This window comes from Wolbachia endosymbiont of Laodelphax striatellus (assembly GCF_007115015.1).
Taxonomy (GTDB): domain Bacteria; phylum Pseudomonadota; class Alphaproteobacteria; order Rickettsiales; family Anaplasmataceae; genus Wolbachia.
In genome coordinates, this window is the sequence record NZ_MUIX01000002.1 from 111,743 (window position 1) to 138,396 (window position 26,654).

The following is a 26,654-nucleotide window of genomic DNA, read 5'->3' on the forward strand; positions in this document are numbered from 1 at the left end:
CATTAATTATAAGCAATGATTAATGTGATTGCAAATACTTTCTTCATTCAAGTAGTTAAACAACTCATGAAAATCTTCAAACATCTGCTTTATAACAGTCCTTGCTCTTTAAAGCTAAAATACCCAACACTTGTGATGATAATGTGATCCAGCAACCTAATCCCTATAGTCTGACAAGCTTTAGCCAAGTCTTTAGTTACAGCTTCATCCTCATCAGATGGCTTTAACCTTCCTTCTGGGTGGTTATGCGATATTATTATTGACGTCGCTTTTCTTATTAATGCCTTTCTTGTTACTTCTCTTATGTAAAAAGGTACCTTATCCACTGTACCAGTGAACACTTCTTCCCCCTTTAAACGGCACTTTTGATCAAAATATATTATTTTCATCTTTTCCTCCTCTGAATAACCAATACTCACCCTCAAATATTTTACTATGGTTTCCAAGTTATCCATTACAGGTCCTTTCTTTAACTCTTCTCTTGGTACTCTCTTTGCAGCTTCCTTTAGGCATAAAATTACTGCTACTGTAGAGTCAGTTATCCCTTCTATAGTTTTCAAGTCATCTATTTCCTGGCCTAAAACTCCTCCTATTCCAAAATTATCTATTAGCTTTCTAGCAATAATTCGAGCTTCTTCCCTGTCATGCACTGCACTTAGAAACGTTTCTATTACTTCACGATCAAGTAGTGCTTTACCGTTGCTTTCTAATGCTCTGAATTCTATTTCTTCTCTACGATCTTTCTTATTATTCATAAAAATTACCCTTCACTAATAACAAAATGTTTTTATATATTTACTGCTGTTTTTTGTCAGCATTGGCATAAGGCCATAGCTTTTGAGTGAAGTCAAATCAATTTTTCAATCTTTTTTACTTATTTTTTCATCAAAAAGTAAAGATATTAATAGATACTGATTTTTTATTTTAAATTTGTTGAATTTCGTCTAAAGAGATGCCCACTGTTTTTAAAATAATATTGATAGAAATTCCTTCCTTAACTAAATTCTTTGCAATTTTCATCTTTTCTACTCTCTTCACTTTCTCTTTGCAAACTTGTATGCTTTCAAACAGAGATTTTATGAGTACATGACGTAATTCTTGGCTTTTAATCTTTTTGTATTCTTCTATTAACCTTGATAGTTCCACTTCACTATTCTCATTTTCTCTTGTTTCTGGAAGCAGATCTGTAATATTAATTAATAGCATCTTTGCTATTTCATCTAACATTTCAAGTGAAACACTAGCTCTCCCTTGTTCATACTCGTATATCCTTGATTTGTTATACCAACTTTATTCGCTAAATCTTTTTGTGTATATCCTCGTATCAATCTCCACTCTTTTATCCTTTGCCCTACTTTGTATGGAACCGAAATTTTGTTCTCCTCATACTCACCAATAGATAGGTTAGTTGTTCGAGAGATAACATGAGCAGAAACTCCTTCCTTAACCAAACCCTTTGCTACTTCTATTTTTACCGCCTTTCCACTTTCTTCCTCACTAATACGGATGAATTTAGTTAATAAATAAAACGTTTCGCGTAATTCTTGATCCTTAATCTCTTTATGTCTTCTTACTAGATTCAGTACCTCCTCTTCCTCATACCTTCCCTCATTTGATACTTCTTGTACGCAAGCTAGATCTCTAGCAGTTGTTGATAATGCTTCTGCTAATTCATATAACTTCTTAATTGAAATTCTGCGCGTTCCTTTTTCATATAGCAGTATTACCTGATATGTTGTTCCGATTTTTTTTGCTAAATCTTTTTGAGTATATCCCTTTGCTAATCTATGATTTCTTACTTCCTGTCCTATTACTTTGTAATCTAAAAAATTAGAGCATTTATTCTCTTTTTTCACATTTTATACTCCATAACCAGAAGAGCTGTTACGTATACTTAATTGGGAACCTTTTTGACAAACTGAACTCATCTCCTTTCAAACAATTTTTCTATATCACTTAGTTTCATTTCTATATACGTTGGTCTTTCATGACCAGAATATGGAGTTTTCTCAATTTGTCTTAGTATCTCATTCATCTCTTCCAATTTCATTTTTCTTCCTGCTCCATGGCAAGCGATTGTGGCTGATATTTTATTCACCTTATCCTCTATTGACAACGTATCTTCCATTTCCGTTAACTTATCTACTATATCAACTAGCATCTCTTTTATATCTATTGTTCCCAAGATTGAAGGTATTTCTTTCACCATTATTTTATCTTCTGATTCTATTTCAATACCAAAACCCATTTCAAAAAGCTTATCTTTATAAGTTTTAACCATCTCCATTCCAGCTTGGTTTTTAATTTCAACTATTTCAGGAATGAGAAGTTTTTGTCTTTTTATGCTTGTTAAGCACTCGTATATCAACCTCTCATAGGCTGCATGTTGATCTACTATAATCAGCCTATCTCCAGCCTCAGCAATAATGTAAGTATTGTGGACCTGACAACGTGCATATCCTAGGGGATGATCCTCTACCAAATCAATTTGCTTCCTTTCTAAAACCATCGTTCCCTTTTGGGCTGGGGATTCTCCATACTTAAAAGTTTCTGGTAAGCTTTGCCTTCTTTCATCTGGTGCATTGAATTCTTTCATTAGACGATTTTCTAAAAGACTTGGTCTCTTTTCATAAAACTCTTTTTGATCTTTTTTCTCTTGACTATCAACCTGCTCTTGGCTTTTACTATCATTAAAAATTAGCTCCTCTTCAATACCTTGATCACCCGCTGCAAATCTCGTTGATAGTGTTTTTATTATCCCTCTTCTCACTATTTCATATATTAGCCTTTTATTCTGAAATCTTACTTCCGATTTATTTGGATGCACATTTACATCTACTTGGTCATATGGTATTTCTAAATGCAACACTGCAAAAGGATACCTATTGTTTGGAATAAAATCGTGATACGCATATCTAATTGCACCAACAAGTAGATTGTCTTTTATTGGCCTTCCATTAACAAACGTATAAATCTGAGTTGAGTTGCCACGATTGACATTAGGTTTACAGATGTGTCCCTTAAGTTTGATGCCTTCTTCTTCCTCTTTAACTTCCAGTGAATTGCTTTGAAATTCTTCTTCTATTTCACATAATCTGTTGAACAGCGAAGTTTGCTTAACATATTTTAAGAGCTTTTTATTACCAGAAGTGAGAGTAAACCCAATACTATAATTAATCATCGCTAAGTTATTCACAATATCAACAATACTTTGTGTTTCTGCCCTTTCGGTTTTTAGAAACTTTAGTCTATTTGGTGTAGCAAAAAATAAGTCACGAACTTCAATATATGTACCTTGCAACAAAGAACAAGGGGTAATCTCTCTTATTTTTTCTCCTCCCTCATACCTTATAGACCATGCTTCCTTTGCTCCACTTGCCTTAGACGATAATTTCATTCTGCTTACTGCTGCAATTGAAGGTAAAGCTTCTCCCCTAAACCCAAGGTGCTTGATTTCTATTAACTCACTATCGCTTAATTTTGAAGTGGCATGCCTCATAAATGCTAGTTCTAAGTCGTCCTTTTCTATTCCATTTCCATCATCTGTCACAGTTATAAGGTTACGTCCACCACTTTCTATTTTGATCTCTATCTCTGAACTTCCAGCATCTATTGCATTTTCTACTAATTCCTTTACTACACTCGCTGGCCTTTCTATTACCTCTCCCGCTGCTATACGATTTATAGTTTTTGTGTCTAAAAGAATTATTGCCATATTTTCAACTCTCAGTCTGATCAGTTTAATATCAATTAAAATCAGATTGTCTATTAAATTCTATTCTAAGCCCTTTCATGAAGATCATTAGAATTATGTATAATTATTAATGCTTTTTAAGTGGATTTCCTATTGTTCTTTCTAAGTTCCTTGGTGCACGTAACGATTATTCTTTAAAAAGAATATTGGCTACTGAGAAGAATGAAGACATCTTCATCAGAAAAAAAAGGGGCAAAAACAGAGAAAATTGACGTAGCTACTTAAGGCAGGTGTCTCTATTGCAGCTGAGACACCTGATCTACTCATGATCAAATGAAGAAGTTATAAGCATACAGATTGGATTACAGTATCTTTTTTAAGAAGAAGATTTATCTTGCTTAAAAACTTGTAGATACTATATTTTACATAAATTCTTCATGCGAGGCCTTTATGTTTACTAATAGAATATCTAATAATCTGGATCAGCTGCAATTTTTTGTAGAGTTTTTAAATGAAAATTATGAAATTCAGAAACATCTTAGTCTTACACCACTACATTTAGCAGCAGGAAATGGTCAGTTGGATTTAGTCAACACTTTATTAGGAGAAGGTTTAGATATTAATTCAGAGATTAAGTACGATGGCTTTACGCCACTGTATTTTTCAATTGCAAAAAATCGCTTAGAGATGGTTAACTTTCTTATTGCTCATGGAGCAGATGTAAACCATAAGACCATTCTAGGCTTTACACCTTTAAGTTTTGCATCCCAGCAAGGATATTTAGATATAGTCAACACCTTGATTGCAAATGGAGCAGATCTTAGTACTAAAACAGATAAACTTAATACACCTTTACACCTAGCAGCAGAGAATGGTCATCTAGATATAGTAAATGTTTTTATTGAAAAGGGATTAGATGTTAATGCTGTAAATAATGATCGAGCAAGACCTTTGCATTCTGCAGTACAAAATGGTAACCTCGAAGTAGTTAAAGCTCTTATTTCACAAGGGTCTAATATTAACGCTGGATCTTCAGGCATAGGTAATCATAAAGTTGATGCAAACATTACACCCTTACATCTGGGAACACAAACTGGTAGGTTAGATATAGTTAAAGTTCTGCTTGAAGCGGGAGCAAACGTTAATGCAAAAACAGATGATAAGATTACACCTCTACATTTAGCGTCTCAAAATGGCTTTTTAGAGTTAGTAGACATTTTACTAAAAGCAAAATCTAATGTTAATGCTAAGGATTATGAGAATCTTACACCTCTACATTTAGCAGCAGAACGTAATCACTTTGGAGTAGTTAAGTCTCTTCTTCTCGTAAGGGGAATTGATGTTAATGCTAAGGACCACGATAATTCCACAGCTTTACATATAGGATCTCAGAATGGTCACTTAGAAGTAGTGAAGCTACTAATAGAGAAAAAAGCCAATGTTAATGCTAAAAAAAACGAAGGTTTTACACCTTTGCATCTAGCAATTCAGCAAAGTCATTTCGAGGTGAGTGATTTTTTAATTAAAAATGGAGCAAACATTAACACCGTGGATGATCAGAATTGGACTCCTTTACATAATGCAGCATATAATGGTTTTTCTTTAAAAATAGTAGAGAGCTTAATTGCAAAAGGAGCAAATATAAATGCAAAGATGGATGATGGTAGAAGAGCTCTACATTTGGCAGCAGAACATAATCGCTTGGAAATAATGAATTTCTTGATTGAAAATGGAGCAGATATTAATGCTCTAGATAACAGAAGTTGGACTCCTCTACATTGTGCAGCATATGATGGTAATTTAGAAGTTGCTAAATCTTTGCTTGATAAAGGAGCAGACATTAATGCTAAAACAGTTAAAAGTACTACACCTCTACACTTTGCAGTAGACCATGATCATTTAGAGGTGGTTGAATTGCTCTTAGAAAAGGAAGCAGATATTAATGCTTTAGATCACACAAATTGGACTCCTTTACATTTTGCAGCAGAAAAAGGTTATGATCAGATAGCAACCGTTCTATTGAAACATGGTGCTGATGTAAATGTAAAAGAAAATCAAAATAAAGGCACAGCCCTACATCTTGCAGCTCAATATGGTCATCCTAAGGTAGTTAAAACTCTTATTATAAATGGAGCGGATGTTAATGCAAAAATGGATAAAAATGCTACGCCTTTACACTTAGGGGCACAAATTGGTAATTTAGATATAGTTAGGTCTCTACTTATGAGCGGAGCATACTTTAATGCTAGAGCTGAAGGAGGTAGATATGTTTTACCATTACACTTTGCGGAAAGAAGAGGAAACCCAGAAGTAATAAAATTACTAAAATTGGTTGAGAAGTTATTTAAGGCTATAGAAGATAATAATTATTTAGGAATTGAGAGTTCCATTAGAGATGGAGCAATCATTGATTCGAAGAACGTGGATGGAAGAACGCCATTACATTATGCTGTTAATAATGGGCACATAAAAGTTGTAAATATCTTGCTAGCAAATGGAGCTGATGCTACTAAAGTTACTAACAAGGGTAATACACCATTACACACTGCTGCTTCCAAAGGTCATAAAGAAATTATTGAAGCTTTGTTACAACGTGTAAGCCACAATAAATTGAGTGATTTTATTAATGCTAAAACAATAGTTAAAGGCACTACATCGTTGCATGTTGCTACTGAAAATAGCTTTTTCGAAGCTGTAAAATCTTTGTTGAAACATGGTGCAATTTATAACATCAAGAATAAAGAAGGTAAAGCACCACTTGATCTTTCTCGAGACCAGAATATTACTAACCTATTGAAATTAGTAGAAGAGCTATTTGAAAATGCAAAAAATGGTAATGTTGAAATTATCAGTAAGCTGAGAGCAATAAAACCCGATGAGCGCGTAGCTGTAACAAATGCTCGTAATGATCAAGACAAGTCATTAGTCCAGGTTGCAGTAATCAATAAACACTCAAACCTTGCAAGTAGATTATTAGAAATATTAAAAAGTCCAGATCAGAGTTTACAAGATGTCAGCGTAGAAAATAGAGTAAAGAGTTTAAAGTTATAGCTCTCTTAAATGAAACTCTAATGAGGGTGCCAAGATCTAGAAAATATATAAAAATTACAGTGGACTTTACATCTTACTAATTATAAATTAACTTACTACCTAATCAATTCCTGAGTTATGTATGAGTAAAATTTTGATAATATTAGCAGCAGGAAAGAGCAGTAGAATGAATTCTGAATATTCAAAAGCGTTGCACCAAGTGGGAAATCTTACTCTTTTAGAACATATAATTTCTAATGCAAAATCGCTGAGTCTAAAAAGCTTATCAATTGTTGTTAACAACTCCCTTCTAAAAGATTTAGAAAACTTTGATACTCTAAAAAGTATAATCGATCAATACAATATAAAACTAATAATTCAAGAAGATATTACAGGCACTGGCACTGCAGTTAAAATTGCTCTAGAAAATCTGGAGGAGTTATCTGATCAAGACATAGTTTTAATACAGTATGGAGACACTCCTTTTATATCTAGCGATACAGTTATGAAAATGACTGATTGTTTAAAGTATAATAATTTAGTTCTTCTTGGATTCAATAGTCAAGATGAACAATATGGAAGATTAGTAATTGATAATTACGGAAATGTTCAAAAAATCCTAAAAAATGGAGATAAAATGCTTCTTGCAAACTCTGGAATAATGGTTTCATATGCTAAAGATCTCTTTACCTTAGTAAAAGAAATAAAATTTAATAATTCGACCAATGAATATTGTCTTAATGATATAGTGCCCATTGCAGCAACCAATAACTTGAGTGTAGGTTATGTAGTTTCTGATGAAAGAGAAGCAATGGGAGTAAATAATAAAGAGGATTTGATTAAAGCCGAACACTATTTTCAAAAAAAAAGGCGGCCAACTTTTCTTTCATAACTACATTTTCTTATTCATTAATTTAAGTTGACATTTGTTTTATACTGGTTTTATAATACCTTTTGATTCTTACTTGTAAGATAATTGGTACGACAAATTTTCCTAGTTGTAGTGAGAGGGTATACATGGGGATATTAATAACAGGTGCTGCAGGTTTGATAGGGTCAACCTTGGTGAAAAAGTTAGAAAACCAGGGCCATGAAGTAATAAGCTGTGATATTAGGTTTCACAACAATCCACTCAGTTTTTTTTCAGAAGATATAGTACCACTACTTGCTCAGTGTACAGGAATTATTCATCTGGCTGCAATTTCTCGAGTTATACATGGTGAACTTTATCCTGAACTGTGTAGAAAAATTAATGTTGATGGTACAATGCAGTTTTTAGGGTTATGTAAGTCACTTCCAAATAAACCGTGGTTTATATATGCAAGTAGTAGAGAAGTCTATGGAGAGCAGAAGGAACTGCCAGTTACAGAATCTGCTAGTATCGATCCAATAAATAATTATGCCAAAGGTAAAGCATTGATTGAGGAACAAATAACAAGTTCAAAAGATTTTAATGTAGCAATATTACGCTTTTCAAATGTATACGGTGGTTTACTAGATCATAACAGTAGAGTAATTCCTGCACTCTGTATTAATGCATTAAGAGGTGATCCAATTAAAATAGAAGGTAAAGAATGTGTTTTTGATTTTACCTATTTGGATGATGTTATAGAGGGTATATGCTTAACTGTTCAATATTTACAAAGCGAAAAATCTTCTCTTCCTGCTATTCATCTTACTACTAATAGCCCATGTACTTTAGAAAACTTAGCAAAAACAATATTAAAAGTCACAAAAAGTGATTCTAGAATTGATTTTTATCCTCCAAGAAATTTTGATGTAACTAAGTTTCATGGTGATTTTACTAGAGCTAAAGAGCTACTTGGTTGGTCTCCAAAACATTCATTAGAAGTAGGATTAAGTAAATTTATAAAAAGTCTACAAAACAATACACAAGAATATCCTAACAATATAGATATGGTAATATATGAAAATATTAAAAGTTATTCATGGTTACCCTCCTTATTATAGTGCTGGTTCAGAGGTTTATAGCCAAACTCTTGCTCATGAACTAGCAAATAACAATGAGGTACAAGTATTTACTAGGTATGAAAATAGCTTTTTACCTGATTTTTATTACACTACAGTTCTAGATCGTAGTGATTCCCGGATTTTACTGCATTTAATTAATATACCTACAGCTAAATATCGTTATAAATTTATCAATGAAGAAGTAAATATAAAATTTAAAAGAATAATAGATAACTTTCAGCCAGATCTTATACATTTTGGTCATCTTAATCATCTATCAATTACTTTACCAGAAATTGCTTTTAAAGAAAATATACCTACAATTTTTACGCTACATGACTTTTGGTTAATGTGTCCAAGAGGAAGGTTTATTCAACGTAATTCTGAAGATTTATTGCAGCTTTGTGATGGACAAAAGGATCAAAAATGTGCAACCCAATGTTACAAGGGATATTTTACAGGAGATGAAGAATTCCTGAATTCAGACATAAATTATTGGGAACAATGGGTTGCAACTAGAATGAAGCACACAAGGAAAATAATAGACTATATAGATTACTTTATTTCCCCATCGAAATTCTTGATGGATAAATTTACTCAGGATTTTAATGTTCCGATAAACAAAATTTCTTATCTTGATTATGGTTTTGATCTCAATCGTCTTAAGAATAGAAATAGAGCACAAGAAAAAGAGTTTATTTTCGGTTATATTGGTACTCATACTTCCGAGAAAGGTGTTGATCTATTATTGAAAGCTTTTTCTCACTTATCATCTAAAGCAAAACTTAGAATTTGGGGAGCAGAAAGAGAAGAAACTAACGCTTTAAAAGCGATTACCGATCAATTTTTACCTATTGTTAAAGAAAGAATAGAATGGATGGGAAGTTATGATAACAAGAATATAGTTACTGACGTATTTAATAAAGTTGATGCAATAGTCGTTCCTTCAATTTGGGGTGAAAATTCACCGTTAGTAATACATGAAGCACAGCAACTTAGAATACCAGTTATAACAGCCGATTATGGTGGCATGGCAGAATATGTAAGAGATGGACTGTTGTTTAAGCACAGAGATGCAAGTAGTTTATCAGAAAAAATGCAAATCCTATCTACAGATCAGGAGTTATATAGTAAACTTACCCAAAAAGGCTATCCTTATACTAAAAATGGAAATATACCTTCTATAAGTGAGCATACTGAAAAACTTAACAAGATTTACCGTAATGCTATTAAAAAGAAAGGCAAATCAGTAGCTGTTAAACCCGGTCCTTGGAGAATTACTTTTGATACTAATCCAGATTACTGCAATTTTTCTTGTATAATGTGCGAATGTTTTTCACCATACAGTAAAGTTAAAGAAGAGAAGAAAGCTAAAGGAATAAAACCTAAGATACTATCAATAGAAACTATCAGAAAAGTAATTAAAGAAGCAGCTGGTACACCTTTAAGGGAAATCATTCCTTCTACTATGGGTGAGCCTTTAATGTATAAAAGCTTTGATGAAATAATCAATTTGTGCCATGAGTTCGGCCTTAAGCTTAACCTCACAACCAATGGTTCTTTTCCCATTAAAGGAGCTAGAAAATGGGCTGAACTATTGGTACCAATTTTATCTGATGTTAAGATTTCCTGGAATGGGGCAACTAAAGAAACTCATGAAAGAATCATGAAAGGTTCAAAATGGGAAGTAGTGACAGAAAACTTAAAAACTTTCCTTGAAGTTAGAGATAAATACTTTAGCGACACAGGTGAAAGGTGTACCGTTACTTTACAATTAACATTTTTGGAAAGTAATTTACATGAACTCTATGACATAGTTAAGATGGCCATAAAAAACGGCATAGATAGAGTTAAAGGACATCATCTTTGGGCACATTTTGAGGAAATTAAGGATCTATCTATGAGAAGAGATGAGTTAGCAATTAGTAGATGGAATACAGAGGTGAGAAGGTTATATGAGCTTAGAGATAATATGCTATTACCAAATGGTAAAAAGATAAAATTAGAAAATTTTACAATTCTTTCTCAAGAAGGTATTAAGGATTTGGCTCCAGGTGGTCAATGCCCATTTTTAGGTAAAGAAGCATGGATAAACAATGAAGGAAAGTTTAGTCCTTGCTGTGCTCCAGATGAACTCCGTAAGACATTAGGAAATTTTGGTAATGTTAATGAGGTTAAACTCGAGGAAATATGGCAGAGTAGTGAGTACCTAAGCTTACAAAAGAATTATTTAAATTACAAATTATGCAAAACATGCAACATGAGAAAACCTTTGATCAATTAATCAAAGATAATCTTAGATCTATTAAAATTTCACCGTGTGAGAGCTTTCACGAATTACTAGGAAATCCTTTGTATGAAAATAGGTTTATAAAGGTTGGTAAATTTCATGAGCCCGGTCTTGCACCGGTTTATGATCAGACAGGTGCTTATCATATCAATGTAAGAGGAGAAGCAGTTTATCATAATAGATTTCTAAAAACTTTTGGATTCTACTTTAATAGAGCAGCCGTAGAAGATGATACAGGGTGTTACCATATTGATTCATTTGGATGTAGAGTATACAAACAGTCTTATCAATGGATTGGAAATTATCAGGAAGATGCTTGTGTAGTTAGAAGACATGATAAATGTTTTCATATTAATTTAAATGGCAACAGGATTTATCAGGAGGAATATGATTATGTTGGAGATTTTAAGGATGGTATCGCTGTAGTCTATAAGGATGGTAAAGCTACACATATTAATCATCATGGAAAGTTAGTACATAATAAATGGTATAAAAAACTTAATGTTTTTCATAAAGGGTATTCTATTGCAGAAGATCAACATGGTTGGTTTCATATAGATATTAATGGTGATCCTGTTTACCAGCAGAGATTTAAAATGGTAGAAGCATTCTATAATGGGATGGCAAAAGTTGAAACTTTTGAAGGTCTGTTAGGACAAATCGATATTACCGGAAATGTAAAGTTTAGTATTTTTGATTTAGGTAAAGAATCTCAAGTGCATAGGATTTCTGCAGAACTTTCAGCCTTTTGGAAAACTTACCTAACAAGCATTGCTATTGAACTTGATTTGTTAAATATTTTACCTGCAACTATGCCAGTTTTATCTAAAAAGTTAAACATTATCGTACCAAATCTAGAAAGGCTGTTAAGGGCGTTGTGGGAAATAGGGTTTGTTGATTACGATAAGGACGAGGACTTATGGAAACTATCATCAAAAGGTAAGTGTTTTAAGGAAATACCATTTTTGCCAAAAGCAGCAACAATGTGGGCAAGAGTTGCCGCTGAAAAGAATTGGTTAAAGATTGCTGATATACTAAAACAGGAGTCAATCTCTTCATTTGAATCTTTTAAGGAAAGAGAAGCATCAGAAGATAAGAAAATAGCGTTTTACCAAGCATTGCTAGGATATTCTAGATTTGATACTAAAGAGTTTAATTCTAGGATTAATATAGATGGTGCTAAGAATATATTGCTATTTGGTGTACACTCTTTATTTCTTGCTTATTCTGATATACACAATAAAGGTTCTATAGGCCTATATAACGAACATAAAGTACCAAGACAGTTAGTAGAAAATTTAAAAGTCAAACTTATAACTCAGGAAGAACTATCAGTTACAAATTATGAATTAGGTGTCTTTTGCCGCTTTCTACAGCACTATGATGATGATAAAGTATTGTCTTATTTAAAATTGGTCAAAGGAATATCTCGTATTTTATTGATAGAAACTATTTTAGATTACCGCTCTCCAACTGGAGGCTCTGTAGATATTAATGTCATGGTTGAAACAGGAGGTAAACTAAGAACATTAAACGATTGGGAAAAAATACTCAAACAAGTAAAAGGATTCAAAATTTTTGCTGTTTTACCTTTAACAGATTACTTATCAGTTATTGATGTCAGGTGTTAATCACATGGAAACATTACAAAAAAATGGTTTTTTTATTATCAAAAATCTGGTTCCTTTAGAGCTAATAACTCAGTCTTTAAGTGATATAACAAATAAGATATCAAAGCTATCCCAAGAACTAAGTGTTTCAACTTCTGACTACTTAAACTGTACCGGCAGATGGGGCACGTCATCTCGAGTAACTAGAATTATCTCTCAAGCATTAGATAAAATTATTAAAAATTACCTTGAAAAGTCACTTCAGTGTCAGATACTGCAGAAAAAATCAAATGTTATATGTAAAACTGCTGATTTAATAGATGCAGTTCCCTTCCATCAAGACATCTCCTATAGTTTCAATGATCCTTACCACTTTTCTGTTTGGTTAGCTTTGAATAATGTAAGTGAAACTTCAGGTGCACTGCAAATTATAGAAAACAGTCATAAATGGGAAATACAGCCTTTAGTTGATTTTTGGTACCCATATTTTTTTGATCAGTACTCAAGTAATCGGGAAAATTACAAAATTAAGTCACTACCTATTTCAGCAGGAGATGCGATAGTTTTTGATTCACGGTTATGGCATGGTAGTGATAAGAATACAGATGCTAAAGATAGATTTGCTTATGTAACAAGGTGGATTATAAAAGATCAAGACCTTCCCTATGTGCCAAAACCTCAGCCTTCAGTTTTTGGTATACTCAATTGTGGTGAGTTAACAGAATCTATACTGAGAGAATGCTTGTCATTGTTTGGCTACCAGGAAAGTATAAAAGCAAAAAACATGGAAGAACTTATCAAGAGCTGGTTAGCCTTTATTACAGATACAACTACAAATATTTCTGAGATCGACACTACTGAGGCTAAGCGAGATTTATATAAGCTGCTTATTCTAAATCAAGCATCAGCACTACATGATGCTGGAGACATCTCAGGAAAAATATACAAAAATTTATGGTTTTCACTACTTGTATTTCTCAATAAAAAAGTTAAAGTAGTGGAGCTAGCATTGTAAATGAACAGAAGTAGAGTTGATAGCTTCAAATGTGTATTGATGTTCATCTTGAATATAGTATCTAAATTCAAGCTTAATGTACTTATAATGTCTTTAGTTGCTCTGGTGGTAGCTGTTGATTTGTCTTTTAGAAAGTATTTAGTAAAAAATATTCTAGATACAGCTGTAAAATATCAGGAAGGTAATGTAATTGAAAATCTTTTATTACCTGTAAGCGCTTATCTTGGCATGGCATTACTTATCACTACTGCTTTTAGATTCTATGGCTATTTTGTTGACATTCGAATGTTTACCTTAATGCGTCAAAAAATAGCTGATATATCTTTTTGTAGGCTACTCCAACAAGACCATTCCTATTATCAGAACAATTTATCTGGAAGCTTAGTACATAAGGTCAGTAGCTTAATGGATAGTGTGATAGAGTTAATAAGATTGCTTATAGATTGTTTTTTCGGTTACAGTATAGCATTAGTCTTAGCTATTTATACCTTATCATTAGTAAACATAAAGTTTGCAATCGCTACATTCACTTGGGTAAGCATTTTTATTTTAGTCTCGATTTTCAGCTTTCGTGTACTTACTGAACTAGCTGATAATTACTCTAAACAAAATTCACAAGTAATAGCTAGTATAGCAGATAGTATTTTAAATGTTATATCAGTAAGGCTATTTTCTCAGCAAGCACATGAGAGACACAAATTTTTTCAAATATGCAAGAAAAGAACTATTGCAGAGAGAAAATTGCAGTGGGCATACTTTTGTCTTTGGTTTATATATGGCTATTCATTCGATATACTCCAAGCAGTAAACTTGTATTTTTTAATTCATGATTATCAATTGAACAAAATCGCAATAGGAGATATTGTTCTTGTACTTGGAATTAATATATCGATTATAGAGTTTCTTAACCATCTAACTAGAAATCTTACCCAATTTTCTACTCATTTCGGCAAAGTTTCAGATGCATTGCCAATCTTGAATACCGTACCAGAAATTCAAGATAAGGAAAATGCTAAAGAATTAAATTTATTAAGTGGAAGAATAACGTTTAACAATGTTTCTTTTTCTTATGAAGGTCAGGAGCCATTATTTCAAGATTTCTCAGTTACCATTAATCCTTGCGAAAAGGTAGGTCTAGTTGGTTATTCTGGAGGTGGTAAATCTACTTTTATAAACTTAATCCTAAGGCTATTTGATGTTAAAAAAGGTAATATAGAGATTGATAATCAAATAGTATCAGAAGTTACACAGAGTTCTTTGAGGCAACAAATATCTGTAATACCTCAAGACCCATTGTTATTTCATGATACTATTTTAGCAAACATCATATATGGTAGACTTCAATCTACTATCGAAGAAATAATGAGAGCTGCAAAGCTGGCTGGTATTCACGATTTCATTATGACTCTACCAGATCAATATGGAACTACAGTCGGAGAAAAAGGCATCAAACTATCTGGAGGAGAAAGACAAAGAATAATAATAGCAAGGGCATTTTTAAAAAACGCTCCAATATTATTTCTTGATGAACCAACTAGTCAGTTAGATTCTATAACAGAAAAAACAATTCAAATGAGTTTATTTAAACTGATGCAAAATAAAACTACGATTACTATAGCACACCGTATTTCTACACTTTTACACATGGACCGAATTCTAGTATTTAACAAAGGAAAAATTGTCCAAGATGGTAAACACGCTGAATTAGTTTCTAAGCAAGGTCTTTACAAGGAACTTTGGAATGCTCAAATTGGTTGTTTGAATGGCAAGAAATAAGATGGAAAAAATTATTGATCTGAGAAGTGACACTACAACTCTGCAGAGCTCCAACGTTATACATGCAATAAGTAATGCAACTGTTGGAGATTTTGCTTATGGTGAAGACAAAAGCTGTAATGACTTATCAGAATATTGCAAACAATTATTCAAAGTAGAAGAAGCATTATTTGTAACCAGCGGTATGCTTGCAAATAGATTAGCCATTGCCAGTCAAACAAGTCCTGGTGATGAACTAATAACTCATTATAATTATCACGTTAATTTTTTCGATAGCGCAGGCAATGCAAAAGTAAATAATATCGTATTTAATTGTATTAGAAATAATAGCGGAATCTTAGATGTTGCTGAAGTAGAATATGCTATTAATTCTAAGCCAAGGTACAAAATTTTTGCTCAGGTGAGTCTTGTTTCTATAGAAAATAGTATAAACGGGTTTAATGGTAAAATTTATCCTTTTGAAAAACAAGTCGAGTTATATCACTTTTTAAAAGCTCACAATGTAAATCTTCATTTAGACGGTGCAAGAATATTTAATGCTCATGTCGAAACAAATATTGCTTTAGCAGATTATGCTAAATATGTGGATACAATGAGCTTTTCTTTTACCAAAGGACTTGGAGCTCCTTTTGGTTCAATGCTTATGGGTAAAAGAGAGATAATTGAAAGGGCTAAAAAGCTACAGGTTTGGCTAGGTAGTGGTTATCATCAGATAGGGTATTGTGCTAATGCAGCAAAGTATGTACTACAGAACAATATTTCTAGGCTTAAAGAAGACAATAAACTCGCCAAACTGTTTGCAGACAAGATTAAGGAAATTCCACACATAAAACTGGTACTACCTTATCCAGAAACTAATATAGTAAGCTTTAGTATAAAAGCACTAAATGTAACTAATGAGGTTTTCTTAAGTAAGTGCCAAGCTTATGGTTTATTGCTTTTTCCTTGGCTCGAGTCTCATATAAGAGCAGTTACCCATCTTGGCACAAAGGAAACAGACATCATGAAAGCTGCTGAAATTATAAAGGAGGTTGTGTTAAATTTAATATGAGAGTAAAAATAGATTTCTTTAGCGATTCAAACACTGACCCTTCAGCTAAAATGAGGGAAGCGATGGCTAAAGCAAAAGTTGGAAACGAAGCTGCATGTGAAGATCCAACTGTGAACGAATTAGTGGCAACCGCATGTAAAATATTAGGTAAACCTGCAGGAATCTTTTTGATTTCAGGAACGATGTCCAATGTAATTGCTTATAAAGTACACATTCAAAGACCTGGTGATTACTTGCTGCTTGATGAAACTTCACATCCGCTCATAGTACAATCTGGCTTGATCGCAGCCCAGGCACATGCCACTCCTTTGCCCATCAAAGGTACGAGAGGAATATTTACTGGAGAACAAATTGTTGAGTTTATTACTCGTCCTAGTTTAAGAAATATTCCGAGAGTTGGGCTTGTTTCTATCGAACAAACGACAAATTTTGGTGGTGGAGCTGTGTGGCCTTTAGAATATATTCAAGAGATCTCAAGTCTCTGCAAAGAGAATGACGTATTCACTCATTTAGATGGAGCAAGACTGTTCAACGCTTGTGCTCATACTAAAATATCTCCAAAGGAGTATGCAAGTTATTTTGATTCGGTATTCATTGATTTTAGTAAAGGATTAGGTGCTCCAATGGGCGCAGTATTGCTTGGAAGTGAAGAGTTTATTGAAAAAGCTTGGTACTATAAGTTTCAAATTGGCGGAGGTATGCACCAAGCTGGCATTATTTCAGCTGCATGTTTATATGCTCTACGTAATAATGTAAATTCTTTAGAAGAAGATCATAAAAAAATGCAGCACCTTATAGAAGGCCTAGACTCCATAGATCAAGTTATAATTGATATCGACCTGTATAAAACTAATATAGCGTATTTTTCATTACGTACTAATTGTATATCTACTCAAGAATTAATAAACGTACTAATGACAAATTATGGAATTAGAATGGCTAACATAAGAGGTAAAATCAGAGCTATAACACATAGAGATATAAGCTATGAAGATATTAATGCTACTGTATCTGCTATAAGAAAGATACTAAGTAAGTAATTTTCTGCACTAATTGTTTGCAAACTTCTTGTCAAACAATATTATACCAATATAGTATTATGCTAGCATCTGCATAGAGCTATTTGGGAATAGGTGTGAACTTTGTCTTCTTTCAATATTTACTATTCTTCTGTGGATATATGCTGCTTTATTTATCAAGACAAAGTATACCAATTGCTCTGCCACTGTTAATAGATACTGACCATGTAAAATTAAGCTATTTTTTTGCCTGCTTTTCTTTTTTTTATGGAGTATCAAAATTTGTTAATGGAATAATCATGGACTCCAAAAATAATCCATTATTTATGTTTGGGCTATGCAATATTGCAACTGGATTATTAACCATTGGTATAACTTTATCATATAATAATCTAACTTTATTACTGTTAACATTAATATTATTAGCTTGGACACAAGGGTTAGGTTGGCCAGCTATTACCAAGTTTATGGTTACAAACTCTAGCATCTCTTCAATTGCATCATCATGGGGAGTTATGAGCGCATCTCAGCAACTTGGTTCTTGTATTACTTTAATTGTATTACCAAGTATAATTAAAATATATGATGCAAAAAGTGCATTTTTGTACTCTGGTTTCTTATGCTTACTTTTTGGAATTTATATAATATTAAAAGCATATTACAAAGAAAGCGCCAACTTTACTACCTATTATAAGGTGCAAAAATCTCAGATAGGTATCAAAGTGAAAAGTTCTATATGGTTTCTATGTTGTGCTACTTTTTGTGCTTATATTATAAAAATGGGAATCTTCTTTTGGTTTCCTATAATTTTAAAGGATAAATTACAAATTTCTCTTGTACAATCCTCACTAATAACAGGCGTATATGATTTAGGTGGAATCCTTGGAACTTTAATCACAGGAAGAATTAGTGATATGTACTTCTTTCAAAATAGAAGCTTGCTGGCATCACTTTATATGTTGGGTATAGCACTCACTTTTATTGCAATGAACTTTGGTCAAAATATAATTCTTATGAACCTTGGTGCAATCTTGTCAGGATTCTTTATATTTGGAGTGCAAGTACTGACAGGTGTTATAGCTGTAGAAATTGCTCCACAAAATAATGTATGTGCAATTGTAAGCTTAACAGGATTATTTGGGTATATTGCAAGTTCAATATTTTCATGCGTGCTCTTAGGAGTGCTTGTTAAGCACTGTGGTAACAGTATTATGTTTTCATTTTTTTCCATTTGCTCTGTTGTTGCACTCGTTTGCTTTTCCATACTATCAAGCAAAGATCTAAAAAAAATAAGTAAAGCGGTGTAAAAAAAAATTCTTAACAGTTAAACTTTGTAGATAGATTTTTTACCCAAGGAATAAACATGGTAACCATATCTTAGTAATAGCTCGCTATCTAATAAATTACGGAAATCAAAAACATTAGGTGCAGCCATAATACTCTTTAAACTTGCAAAATCTTGATTTTTAAATTCTTTCCACTCCGTTAACAATAACAAGGCTTCCGCGTCCCTTGCAGCCCCTATAGCATTATCCGCGTACTCTATATCCTTTAGAACTTGCCTAGCATTATCTATCCCCATTGGGTCATATGCAGTAATTTTAGCCTTGTTATTCACTAACAATTTTGCAATATCTATAGCTGGGCTATTTCTTACATCATCAGTACCAGACTTAAAAGTTAGCCCCCATATCGCTATTTTTTTATTTTGGACTCCATTTAATACATATTCTACCTTTTTAGCAATGTTTGTTATATGATTATAGTTAGATTCCTTAACTGAATTTAAAATTTGTAGCTTAACATTGTGGTCTTCAGCAAGCCTTATTAAAGCTGACAAATCTTTAGGAAAACATGATCCTCCAAATCCTGGACCAGCTTTGAGAAATTCCTTACCTATTCTATGGTCCATTCCCATACTGTTAGCTAAAAGGTCAATGTCTGCTCCTAATAGCTCACATAAACCTGCCATCTCATTGATAAAAGCAACCTTTGTTGCTAGAAAAGCATTAGAAGCATATTTAATCATTTCAGCAGTAACTGTATCAGTGACTATTAACGGAATATTCTTATCTATAAATGATCTATATATAACTTCTAGTTTTGCTCTAGCTAGCTTAGTTTTTACTCCTATTATTATCCTATCTGGGTATAAAAAATCTGATACTGCAGAGCCTTGCTTGAGAAACTCTGGATTAACTCCTAAATCAAAGTTATAGCCCTTATTAGATAAATAATTATGTATATTTTCTGCAGTACCAGGAGGAACAGTTGACTTTATCACTATTAAGCAATCTTGATTAACTCTTTCAGAAACTTCACTTACTGCATTATATACATTCTTTAAATTTGCATTTCCTAGGGAGTCTGATGGAGTATCTACAGTTATAAATACTACTTCTGTATTGGGATTTATTTGAGAATACGAATCAAAAAATCTTATCCTTTGTGACTTTATATTATTCTCTAAATAATCTGCTAATCCAGGTTCATATAGAGGAATTTTCCCTGATTTCAAAAGTTCAATCTTCTCAGTATTTATGTCAATGCAATCAACTTTATGGCCCTGCTCCGATAACATTGTACCAGATACTAATCCTACATACCCTACTCCTATAATAGTTATGTGCATTACCTTAAAAATATAGCTTAGCATCTAAAATAAATACCATTAACAATTATAAACTTTTGTTGTTACACTATTTTTCTTAATTGCCTTACCTTCCGAATAAGCTATAAATAAGGTTGAAGGTATTAATATCAAAGTACCATATAAAGCACTTTTATCAGGTAATTCATTAAATATAACGTATGTTACTATTGCAGAAATTATTAGCTCTATGTATCTATACGGTGCAAGTGCAGTAGCATCAGTAAGAGTAAAAGCTTTTAACATAAAGAGCAAAATTAGATTTGAATTAATTCCCAAAATCAGCAGTAATACTAATTCCAACAAGGAAGGCACATGCCAACAAAATAACAAAGGTGGAGTAGAAAAAATAGTTGTCGTTAGAGCTGAATAAAATAACATACTTATTACTGACTCTTTTGTTACAAGTTTCTTATTAAGTATATCCAATATAGCAAAGATCAATGCAGATACAATAAAAATAAGAATTTTAGGATTAAAATCTTCACTATGAGCTTTGGTAGTAATAGCAATACCAACAAAGCCAATAACAGTTACTATCCATCTTTGCCAAATTATATTTTCGTTTAGCAAAGGGATTGCAAGAAGTATAACAAATAATGGTATAGAAAAACTTATAATCGTTGCAGTTACTATGGGGAAAACAGTCAACCCGTAAGTCCATAAGGTCATTCCACAAAACAACAACCCACCCCTGGTTATTTGAGTAGATATTTGACTTGTTTTAAAAGTTTCTATTCCATAGTAAAACATAAAAGGTACAAGGGTAATAGTGGTAAACAGAAAGCGGAAAAAAATTATTTCAAAACTCTGAAGATGTAAACTTAGATATTTTGATATAGTATCATTAGCTACACTACTAAGTAAGCTAAGTATAAACCAGATAACCCCAAACAAATAAGCTCTCAATCTGTAATCCATAAAGCTTCTGATTTAATAGATACGATGTACTCATATAATTTTACTACAAAACTAATAATATAAAAGTTTTCTGATGTACGTCCCCAGAATGTGATCGTAAGGGTTCATTATAAATAATTCGGGAAATTTCGTCTCTTTAGACATATTAAGAGCTATGTAACGAACGTTTATATTTGTGAGTAATAGTAAGGCTCAAGTAAGGAAAATGCTAGTGAGGTAAAGTAGAATAACGTTGATTTGATAATTTAAGCTCATTCCCTCTTGCTACATCTCTCTTTAAATATCTCCTCTTTTGCAGCAGGTCTATAGAATTATACAGAGTATTTTATCTTCCAATACAGGCAATCTTGACGTTCTTCCATGGCATTTCTTCTGTTCTTGAACTTTTTCCCATTCTGGGCGCACTTTTTCTACAATCTTTTCGAATTCTTCTATTTTCAAACCTGTTACATCTCGAAAATTTCTCGGATGTTCTTTTAGATTATGGTAGTTTAAGCTCATCTTCCCTCTCTATTCTCTTGCTATACCTCCCTATTTTATAACCATTCCTACTCTTTTGCAGCAGGTTTAAAGAAATACTAAAAGCAAAAGATACGCTTGCGTAGTTCGAAAGCTTTCTATAGGATAAGTCTCACCTGATTTACAAATAGAATTGTTATGTTAGATGTTTGCTATTTATTCTTAAGCTCATTTTAACAGCATTTTGCTTTTTTTAGTATGTAGGGGTTTTCTAGGAATTATCCTATTGAATTCTATGATATTATTTTTTGTAACATTGTTATACATATCATGATAAGGAAATTAGTGAAATGTTTCGAGTAACTTTTTCTTTTCTATGAGCTACTTGACGGCAAGAATAAAGTTTTAATCATTCCATGGTTTCTGTATAATTTTCAAAACTTAATTGGTATATATGAAGGTAATAATAGGTAGCGCTAGTAAACAATTAGGAGATTTAATAGCAAGTGGGCTAAATGCTCAGCTATTTTCTACTCAGGCGTCAAAATTTGCCGATGGTGAGGTAAATGTAGAAGTAGCAAATGATCTACATAATCAAGAAGTATACGTAGTACAATCTCTTTCTTCTCCTGTAAATGATAACCTTATGGAGCTTCTTCTTACAATTGATGCAGCAAAGAGGTCAGGAGCCAAGAGAATAACGGCTATTATTCCTTATTATGGATACAGTAGGCAGGATAGGGTTATTAAAAACAATAATATGCAATCTGCTTTAAGTGCTAAATTAGTTGCAAATCTTATTCAAACTGCAGGTGCAAATAGCGTTGCTGCTATTGATTTGCATTCAAGTCAAATTGAAGGTTTTTTTGATATATCAGTTACTAATCTAAGCTGTTTTGAAGTATTTGTTAACTCTATATATAAGGAAAACTTGGCAATAGTTGCGCCTGATGTTGGAGCAATTGGCAGAGCTCGTGCTTTTGCAAAGATTTTAGAGGAAAAACACAAGTTAGATAATGATATTGTTGTAGTAGATAAATATAGAGAAAAAGCAGGTACATCTGAGGTAATGAATGTAATCGGAGAAGTTGCAAACAAAAATTGCGTCATTGTTGATGATATAGTTGACTCTGGCGGAACATTATGTAATGCAGCTCTTGCTTTAAAAAACCGAGGAGCAAAGTCTGTAGTTTCATGCATTACACATGGCATACTTTCAGGAAATGCAGTTGAAAAAATCTCTTCCTCTTCTTTGGATAAATTAGTAATTACGGACACCATATTTCACAAATTCGAAAAAAATGATAAGATAGAGGTTGTTTCAATTGCAAATATTTTAATTTGCTTTATGCAAGGAGGTAAAAGTGCCAGCTAGATCAACAGAAGATCTTATCACTTCGTTAATAGAATTTGCAAATAAGAGAAAAATAACAATTACTAAAGAAGAAATGCTTAAAACTGCACAGCTTGTGAGGATTAAGTTATCCGATGATGAGATTCAATACTACTCAAAAGAACTGACAATGCTGGATTGGATACATGATACTTTGTTGAAAGTTAATACTGAAGGTGTTTCTCCTATGCGTTATGGAACTATAGATAAGGATATTCATGTACGCGATGATATTATAAATTCTCAAAACATTAAAGAAGAAATATTATCCAATACAAAATCGGAGCATGGGTATTTCGTAGTACCGAAGGTTATAAACGATTAAGATAAAGCAAGATTTATAACGATTTTATAGATCTACTTTCAAAAATAAGACCAATCTGGTAAAGAAGCATTCGTTGGAGTAAAAACCATTTTTTGATTTTTCTTTACTAAATCTACCAAATATAATTTAGAGTTGCTTGGTGATTCTGCGTTAGTGAAGATAATTTCTCTGCCGTTTGGTAGCCATGCCGGAGATTCAATTTTATGTCCCTCTGAAAGCAAGCGCTCTTCTTTGCCATCTGGCTTCATAACTCCTATGTAAAATTTTCCTGACTGAATTTTTGTAAAAGCTATCAGATCTCCTTTTGGCGACCAAACAGGTGTAGCATATCTTCCATTTCCAAAACTAATTCTCTTGGGTTTTTTGCTTTTTTTAGTGAAATCTATGATATATAGTTGCTGACTTCCACTTATATCAGAACTAAAAACCATGTACTTTTGATCTGGAGACAAAGAGGGAGAAGTACTTATAGCTGAACCTTTAGTAATTTTTTTTGTTCGTTTACTGTTTAAGTCTAGAGATAATATATTTGTTTCACCACTCAATGAGTGGGAAATAAAAAGAGATTTACCATCAGGAGAAAATCTTGGTGCAGAAATAACTCCTTCAAATGCGCTGATTATTGATTCAGTGTTATCTTTTAAATTTTTTAATATTATATAACTTTTACCATTTGTGTATGAGATATAAACAATACCCTTTCCATTTGGTGAAAATCTTGGTGTTGACACAAATTTCTCACCATTTGTTAAGTACTTTATATTACTTCCATCTTGATTCATCACAGCAATTTTACGGACGGATTTGTAATTGCTATCTTTTTCTTCAGCGATATATGTAATTTTTGTATTGAAATGCCCTTTCTCACCAATCAATCTATCATGTATCAGATCTGAAACAAGATGACTAATTTTCCTCCAGTCTTTTGCTAGAAAAACAACCGACTGAGTAAGCAATTCTCTGTTTGTAAAGCTGTCAGATAAACGAAAAGATAGCTCTAAATTTCTGTTTGATACTTCACTTAAACTTACTGTGACTACAGTATCGCTTTTCCAAGACTCAACTTTCGCGTCACGTTTCACATTAAATAAGCCACAATTAGATAGATTTGTTTCAATTACTTTTGTGATGCTTTCACTTAGCTCACTTTCCACTTCTGTCTTGCATGCACATTTAGATACAACAAGATCAATATTACCAATATTGCTTTTTTTTATATCAACATATAAAACAGCTTTTGTGGAATAAGGAATAAATAACGAAATAAATAACACCAGTTGAACGAATAGCTTCATTAGATTTCTTGCATTACCTCCTGTCATCTCAGCAAATAGCTTACTTTTGAAGTTAAACTGCATGACAGTAGAGTAAATCAATTTCTGCAGTACTTGACACTGGAATCCAGAAATTTGACTGCAAGTAAGTGCACTGAGGTGGCAAGCATAAAAGTAGCTGTTTTATTCTAAAATAAACGTCTTTGACAAGGTTGCATGAAAAACTGGATTCCAGTTTCAGAGCACTGGGATGACACCCTACTGGTGGAGATTGCTCTAAAACTACAATGTTTGCATGGGCGTTGAGATGGCACCCTTCTGGTAGATTCAAATCACAATGTTTGTATAGTTGTGTGATCTGACACTGATTTTTTTTTACGGATTCCAGTATTGCATGCTGAAATAACATCAAAGAATACATTGTTAACTTCTTACTCAAATAATGGTTAATAAAAAAAAGGTGTATTTCTATACCTGTTCTATCTGGACTTCAATTATAGGTCTTTTTAGTAAATATTCTTTTAAGATACTAAATATTGAGCTCTCAATTTTATTTCTTATTTTTTTTATCGGTTGTGAGTCAAATGCTGACTCAACCTTCTTTATGATCTTTTGCATAATGGCTGCATCTTTTTGCGCTTCGAAAACACCAGGTGCAAATACTTTTGGCTTAGCAAGCAGTTTATTTTTCTTGTTTACAACTGCTGTCACTACGATAGCTCCGGCATCTCTCATTCTCTCACGCATTTTTATAACGCTGCATTCTGGATGACGGAGTAACATACCATCAATACCAAAGTAGTCGACATCAATGGAGCTAACTTTTTCCCCATTTTCCAAATTAACAATATCACCTGGTGCAATCATTATTGCTTTTTTCACACCGCACTCTTTAGCAAACTTTACATGTGCATCCGTATGAATATACTCACCATGAACCGGAATAGACATCTTAGGTTTTATCAAAGAATACATTTCCCTTAGCTCTGCTTTTACTGGATGTCCGGAAGCATGAACATTCTCTGTTTTTTCAGTAATAACTTCCACTCCCATCTCAATAAAGGCATTGAGCATGTTATGTGCACGAGTTTCATTGCCAGGAATGATTTTTGATGAAAAGATCATGGTATCACCTTGCTGCATTTTAAATGCTTGATGACTCTTAGCGGCAAGTCTTGCGGTAGCTGCCAGTGGCTCACCTTGACAACCTGTGCAAAGTAGCACCAGCTTTTCCCTTGGAAAATTTACTGCCTCCTTTGCTTCTAGAAACTCAGGAGAATCAGTTAAATAACCACTATCCTGAGCAACTTTCACTATTCTCCATAAAGATCTGCCAAGCAAAACCACTTTTCTATTTAGTGCTTTTGCAGCTTGGCTTATTGTTTCAATTCGTGCCACATTCGAGGCAAATAGCGAGACAGCAACCAATTTTTTAGACCGCTTTATTATATTGTAAATATTATCATAAATTTCACTTTCTGATTCAGGGTCGTGTTTGCTCAGTATGTTTGTTGAATCACAAATTGCTGCAAGTAGATCACCTTTATCGCCAATTTCTTTTAAACGCTCTATATTAGAAATTAATCCAACAACAGGTTTTGGATCAAATTTCCAGTCCCCAGTATGAAGTGCACTACCTGCTTCAGTGCTAATTAATATTGAATTTGCCTCAGGAATTGAGTGAGTTACATTTATAAACTCAACGGTAAAAGGACCCAAATTTATGCTGCCATTTATGTCTACCTCTTTCACAGGTACCACACCTTCCAATCGAAACTCCTTTAGTTTCTCCTTGAGAAAATTAACTGTAAACTTTGTTGTATATATGGGACATTGCAAATCTTCCCACAGATGAGGCACTGCACCACAGTGATCTTCATGTGCATGTGTAATTATTATTCCAAGCAAATCTTTTTTTCTTTGAGCAATAAAATCTACATCAGCAATGAGTAGCTCAACACCTGGCATAGTTTCATCTGCAAAACCGATACCAAGGTCGATCATAATCCACTTGCCTTGATAATGATATAGGCTAACGTTCATCCCAATCCTTCCTACTCCTCCAAGAGGAAGAAATAAAAACTCATTTTTGTTTATGTTCATTAATTTTAAATTATTAAAATGCGAGGATAGCAAAACTTCGACCTTAAATAAAGGAATTTATCACTTTTGCATA

Annotated in this window: 19 protein-coding genes and 1 pseudogene; 12 read left to right on the plus strand and 8 right to left on the minus strand. The window is 33.0% G+C overall.

The window, feature by feature from the left end; genetic code table 11:
* Positions 1-89 precede the first annotated feature (89 nt).
* The 3 genes and pseudogenes from BVG17_RS08325 to mutL form a co-directional block, all read right to left on the minus strand.
* On the minus strand, positions 90-755 hold the full coding sequence (locus tag BVG17_RS08325) for a JAB domain-containing protein (protein ID WP_143688756.1): 666 nt from the start codon (positions 753-755) through the stop codon (positions 90-92).
* Positions 756-924: 169 nt separating this feature from the next.
* A pseudogene (gene wmk / locus BVG17_RS08330) lies at positions 925-1,856 on the minus strand (WO male-killing family protein Wmk).
* A 68-nt stretch (positions 1,857-1,924) separates the two neighbouring features.
* A complete protein-coding gene (mutL, locus tag BVG17_RS08335) occupies positions 1,925-3,715 on the minus strand; it encodes a DNA mismatch repair endonuclease MutL (protein WP_143688975.1) in 1,791 nt (596 codons plus the stop codon).
* Positions 3,716-4,144: 429 nt separating this feature from the next.
* On the opposite strand from mutL, the gene BVG17_RS08340 reads away from it, so the two are divergent.
* The 10 genes from BVG17_RS08340 (at position 4,145) to BVG17_RS08385 (ending at position 18,763) form a co-directional block, all read left to right on the plus strand.
* Complete coding sequence (locus tag BVG17_RS08340) at positions 4,145-6,745, plus strand: ankyrin repeat domain-containing protein (protein ID WP_063630626.1); 2,601 nt, start codon at positions 4,145-4,147, stop codon at positions 6,743-6,745.
* A gap of 121 nt (positions 6,746-6,866) precedes the next feature.
* The gene (locus BVG17_RS08345) at positions 6,867-7,616 is read left to right on the plus strand and encodes an NTP transferase domain-containing protein (RefSeq protein WP_063630625.1); all 750 of its coding nucleotides are present in this window, start codon (positions 6,867-6,869) and stop codon (positions 7,614-7,616) included.
* A 125-nt stretch (positions 7,617-7,741) separates the two neighbouring features.
* Complete coding sequence (locus tag BVG17_RS08350) at positions 7,742-8,695, plus strand: NAD-dependent epimerase/dehydratase family protein (protein ID WP_063630624.1); 954 nt, start codon at positions 7,742-7,744, stop codon at positions 8,693-8,695.
* On the plus strand, positions 8,652-10,979 hold the full coding sequence (locus BVG17_RS08355) for a glycosyltransferase (RefSeq protein WP_063630623.1): 2,328 nt from the start codon (positions 8,652-8,654) through the stop codon (positions 10,977-10,979). The genes BVG17_RS08350 and BVG17_RS08355 overlap by 44 nt, the downstream gene beginning before the upstream one ends.
* Entirely contained in the window at positions 10,940-12,616 is a 1,677-nt protein-coding gene (locus BVG17_RS08360; protein WP_063630622.1) for a WG repeat-containing protein, read from the plus strand. Before BVG17_RS08355 ends, BVG17_RS08360 begins: the two co-directional genes overlap by 40 nt.
* Positions 12,617-12,620: 4 nt before the next feature.
* Entirely contained in the window at positions 12,621-13,610 is a 990-nt protein-coding gene (locus BVG17_RS08365; RefSeq protein ID WP_063630629.1) for a phytanoyl-CoA dioxygenase family protein, read from the plus strand.
* A complete protein-coding gene (locus BVG17_RS08370) occupies positions 13,611-15,386 on the plus strand; it encodes an ABC transporter ATP-binding protein (RefSeq protein ID WP_063630621.1) in 1,776 nt (591 codons plus the stop codon). It begins immediately after the preceding gene.
* Between the two features lies 1 nt (position 15,387).
* Positions 15,388-16,437, plus strand: coding sequence for a threonine aldolase family protein (locus tag BVG17_RS08375; protein WP_063630628.1), 1,050 nt, complete (start codon positions 15,388-15,390; stop codon positions 16,435-16,437).
* Positions 16,434-17,477 carry a threonine aldolase family protein gene (locus BVG17_RS08380; protein WP_063630620.1) on the plus strand — a complete coding sequence of 348 codons (1,044 nt, stop codon included), beginning with the start codon at positions 16,434-16,436 and terminating at the stop codon, positions 17,475-17,477. Before BVG17_RS08375 ends, BVG17_RS08380 begins: the two co-directional genes overlap by 4 nt.
* 140 nt (positions 17,478-17,617) lie before the next feature.
* Positions 17,618-18,763, plus strand: a complete 1,146-nt coding sequence (locus BVG17_RS08385) for an MFS transporter (RefSeq protein ID WP_063630619.1) — start codon at positions 17,618-17,620, stop codon at positions 18,761-18,763.
* A gap of 17 nt (positions 18,764-18,780) precedes the next feature.
* Here BVG17_RS08385 and BVG17_RS08390 read toward each other — a convergent pair whose 3' ends face one another.
* The 3 genes from BVG17_RS08390 to BVG17_RS08400 form a co-directional block, all read right to left on the minus strand.
* Positions 18,781-20,088 carry a UDP-glucose dehydrogenase family protein gene (locus BVG17_RS08390; protein WP_063630627.1) on the minus strand — a complete coding sequence of 436 codons (1,308 nt, stop codon included), beginning with the start codon at positions 20,086-20,088 and terminating at the stop codon, positions 18,781-18,783.
* Between the two features lie 39 nt (positions 20,089-20,127).
* Complete coding sequence (locus tag BVG17_RS08395) at positions 20,128-21,027, minus strand: DMT family transporter (RefSeq protein WP_143688976.1); 900 nt, start codon at positions 21,025-21,027, stop codon at positions 20,128-20,130.
* Positions 21,028-21,330: 303 nt separating this feature from the next.
* Positions 21,331-21,528, minus strand: a complete 198-nt coding sequence (locus BVG17_RS08400; RefSeq protein ID WP_063630617.1) for a hypothetical protein — start codon at positions 21,526-21,528, stop codon at positions 21,331-21,333.
* Positions 21,529-21,940: 412 nt separating this feature from the next.
* Here BVG17_RS08400 and BVG17_RS08405 point away from each other — a divergent pair, with 412 nt between their 5' ends.
* Together BVG17_RS08405 and gatC are read left to right on the plus strand one after the other, a co-directional pair.
* Positions 21,941-22,861 (plus strand): ribose-phosphate diphosphokinase, encoded by a 921-nt coding sequence (locus BVG17_RS08405; RefSeq protein WP_063630616.1) that lies wholly within the window; start codon positions 21,941-21,943, stop codon positions 22,859-22,861.
* Positions 22,851-23,204: an Asp-tRNA(Asn)/Glu-tRNA(Gln) amidotransferase subunit GatC gene (gene gatC, locus BVG17_RS08410; protein WP_063630615.1), complete on the plus strand. Its 354-nt coding sequence runs from the start codon at positions 22,851-22,853 to the stop codon at positions 23,202-23,204. Before BVG17_RS08405 ends, gatC begins: the two co-directional genes overlap by 11 nt.
* A gap of 38 nt (positions 23,205-23,242) precedes the next feature.
* Here gatC and BVG17_RS08415 read toward each other — a convergent pair whose 3' ends face one another.
* On the minus strand, positions 23,243-24,499 hold the full coding sequence (locus BVG17_RS08415; protein WP_026092717.1) for a Tol-Pal system protein TolB: 1,257 nt from the start codon (positions 24,497-24,499) through the stop codon (positions 23,243-23,245).
* A 447-nt stretch (positions 24,500-24,946) separates the two neighbouring features.
* The gene (locus BVG17_RS08425; RefSeq protein WP_063630613.1) at positions 24,947-26,581 is read right to left on the minus strand and encodes a ribonuclease J; all 1,635 of its coding nucleotides are present in this window, start codon (positions 26,579-26,581) and stop codon (positions 24,947-24,949) included.
* Positions 26,582-26,654: the final 73 nt, after the last annotated feature.

What these genes read in the sequence shown, in the direction of transcription:
- BVG17_RS08325 (WP_143688756.1), bottom strand. Translation starts at nt 755, where the DNA reads ATGAATAATAAGAAAGATCGTAGAGAAGAAATAGAATTCAGAGCATTA.
- mutL (WP_143688975.1), bottom strand. Translation starts at nt 3,715, where the DNA reads ATGGCAATAATTCTTTTAGACACAAAAACTATAAATCGTATAGCAGCG.
- BVG17_RS08340 (WP_063630626.1), top strand. Translation starts at nt 4,145, where the DNA reads ATGTTTACTAATAGAATATCTAATAATCTGGATCAGCTGCAATTTTTT.
- BVG17_RS08345 (WP_063630625.1), top strand. Translation starts at nt 6,867, where the DNA reads ATGAGTAAAATTTTGATAATATTAGCAGCAGGAAAGAGCAGTAGAATG.
- BVG17_RS08350 (WP_063630624.1), top strand. Translation starts at nt 7,742, where the DNA reads ATGGGGATATTAATAACAGGTGCTGCAGGTTTGATAGGGTCAACCTTG.
- BVG17_RS08355 (WP_063630623.1), top strand. Translation starts at nt 8,652, where the DNA reads ATGAAAATATTAAAAGTTATTCATGGTTACCCTCCTTATTATAGTGCT.
- BVG17_RS08360 (WP_063630622.1), top strand. Translation starts at nt 10,940, where the DNA reads ATGCAAAACATGCAACATGAGAAAACCTTTGATCAATTAATCAAAGAT.
- BVG17_RS08365 (WP_063630629.1), top strand. Translation starts at nt 12,621, where the DNA reads ATGGAAACATTACAAAAAAATGGTTTTTTTATTATCAAAAATCTGGTT.
- BVG17_RS08370 (WP_063630621.1), top strand. Translation starts at nt 13,611, where the DNA reads ATGAACAGAAGTAGAGTTGATAGCTTCAAATGTGTATTGATGTTCATC.
- BVG17_RS08375 (WP_063630628.1), top strand. Translation starts at nt 15,388, where the DNA reads ATGGAAAAAATTATTGATCTGAGAAGTGACACTACAACTCTGCAGAGC.
- BVG17_RS08380 (WP_063630620.1), top strand. Translation starts at nt 16,434, where the DNA reads ATGAGAGTAAAAATAGATTTCTTTAGCGATTCAAACACTGACCCTTCA.
- BVG17_RS08385 (WP_063630619.1), top strand. Translation starts at nt 17,618, where the DNA reads ATGCTGCTTTATTTATCAAGACAAAGTATACCAATTGCTCTGCCACTG.
- BVG17_RS08390 (WP_063630627.1), bottom strand. Translation starts at nt 20,088, where the DNA reads ATGCACATAACTATTATAGGAGTAGGGTATGTAGGATTAGTATCTGGT.
- BVG17_RS08395 (WP_143688976.1), bottom strand. Translation starts at nt 21,027, where the DNA reads ATGGATTACAGATTGAGAGCTTATTTGTTTGGGGTTATCTGGTTTATA.
- BVG17_RS08400 (WP_063630617.1), bottom strand. Translation starts at nt 21,528, where the DNA reads ATGAGCTTAAACTACCATAATCTAAAAGAACATCCGAGAAATTTTCGA.
- BVG17_RS08405 (WP_063630616.1), top strand. Translation starts at nt 21,941, where the DNA reads ATGAAGGTAATAATAGGTAGCGCTAGTAAACAATTAGGAGATTTAATA.
- BVG17_RS08415 (WP_026092717.1), bottom strand. Translation starts at nt 24,499, where the DNA reads ATGAAGCTATTCGTTCAACTGGTGTTATTTATTTCGTTATTTATTCCT.
- BVG17_RS08425 (WP_063630613.1), bottom strand. Translation starts at nt 26,581, where the DNA reads ATGAACATAAACAAAAATGAGTTTTTATTTCTTCCTCTTGGAGGAGTA.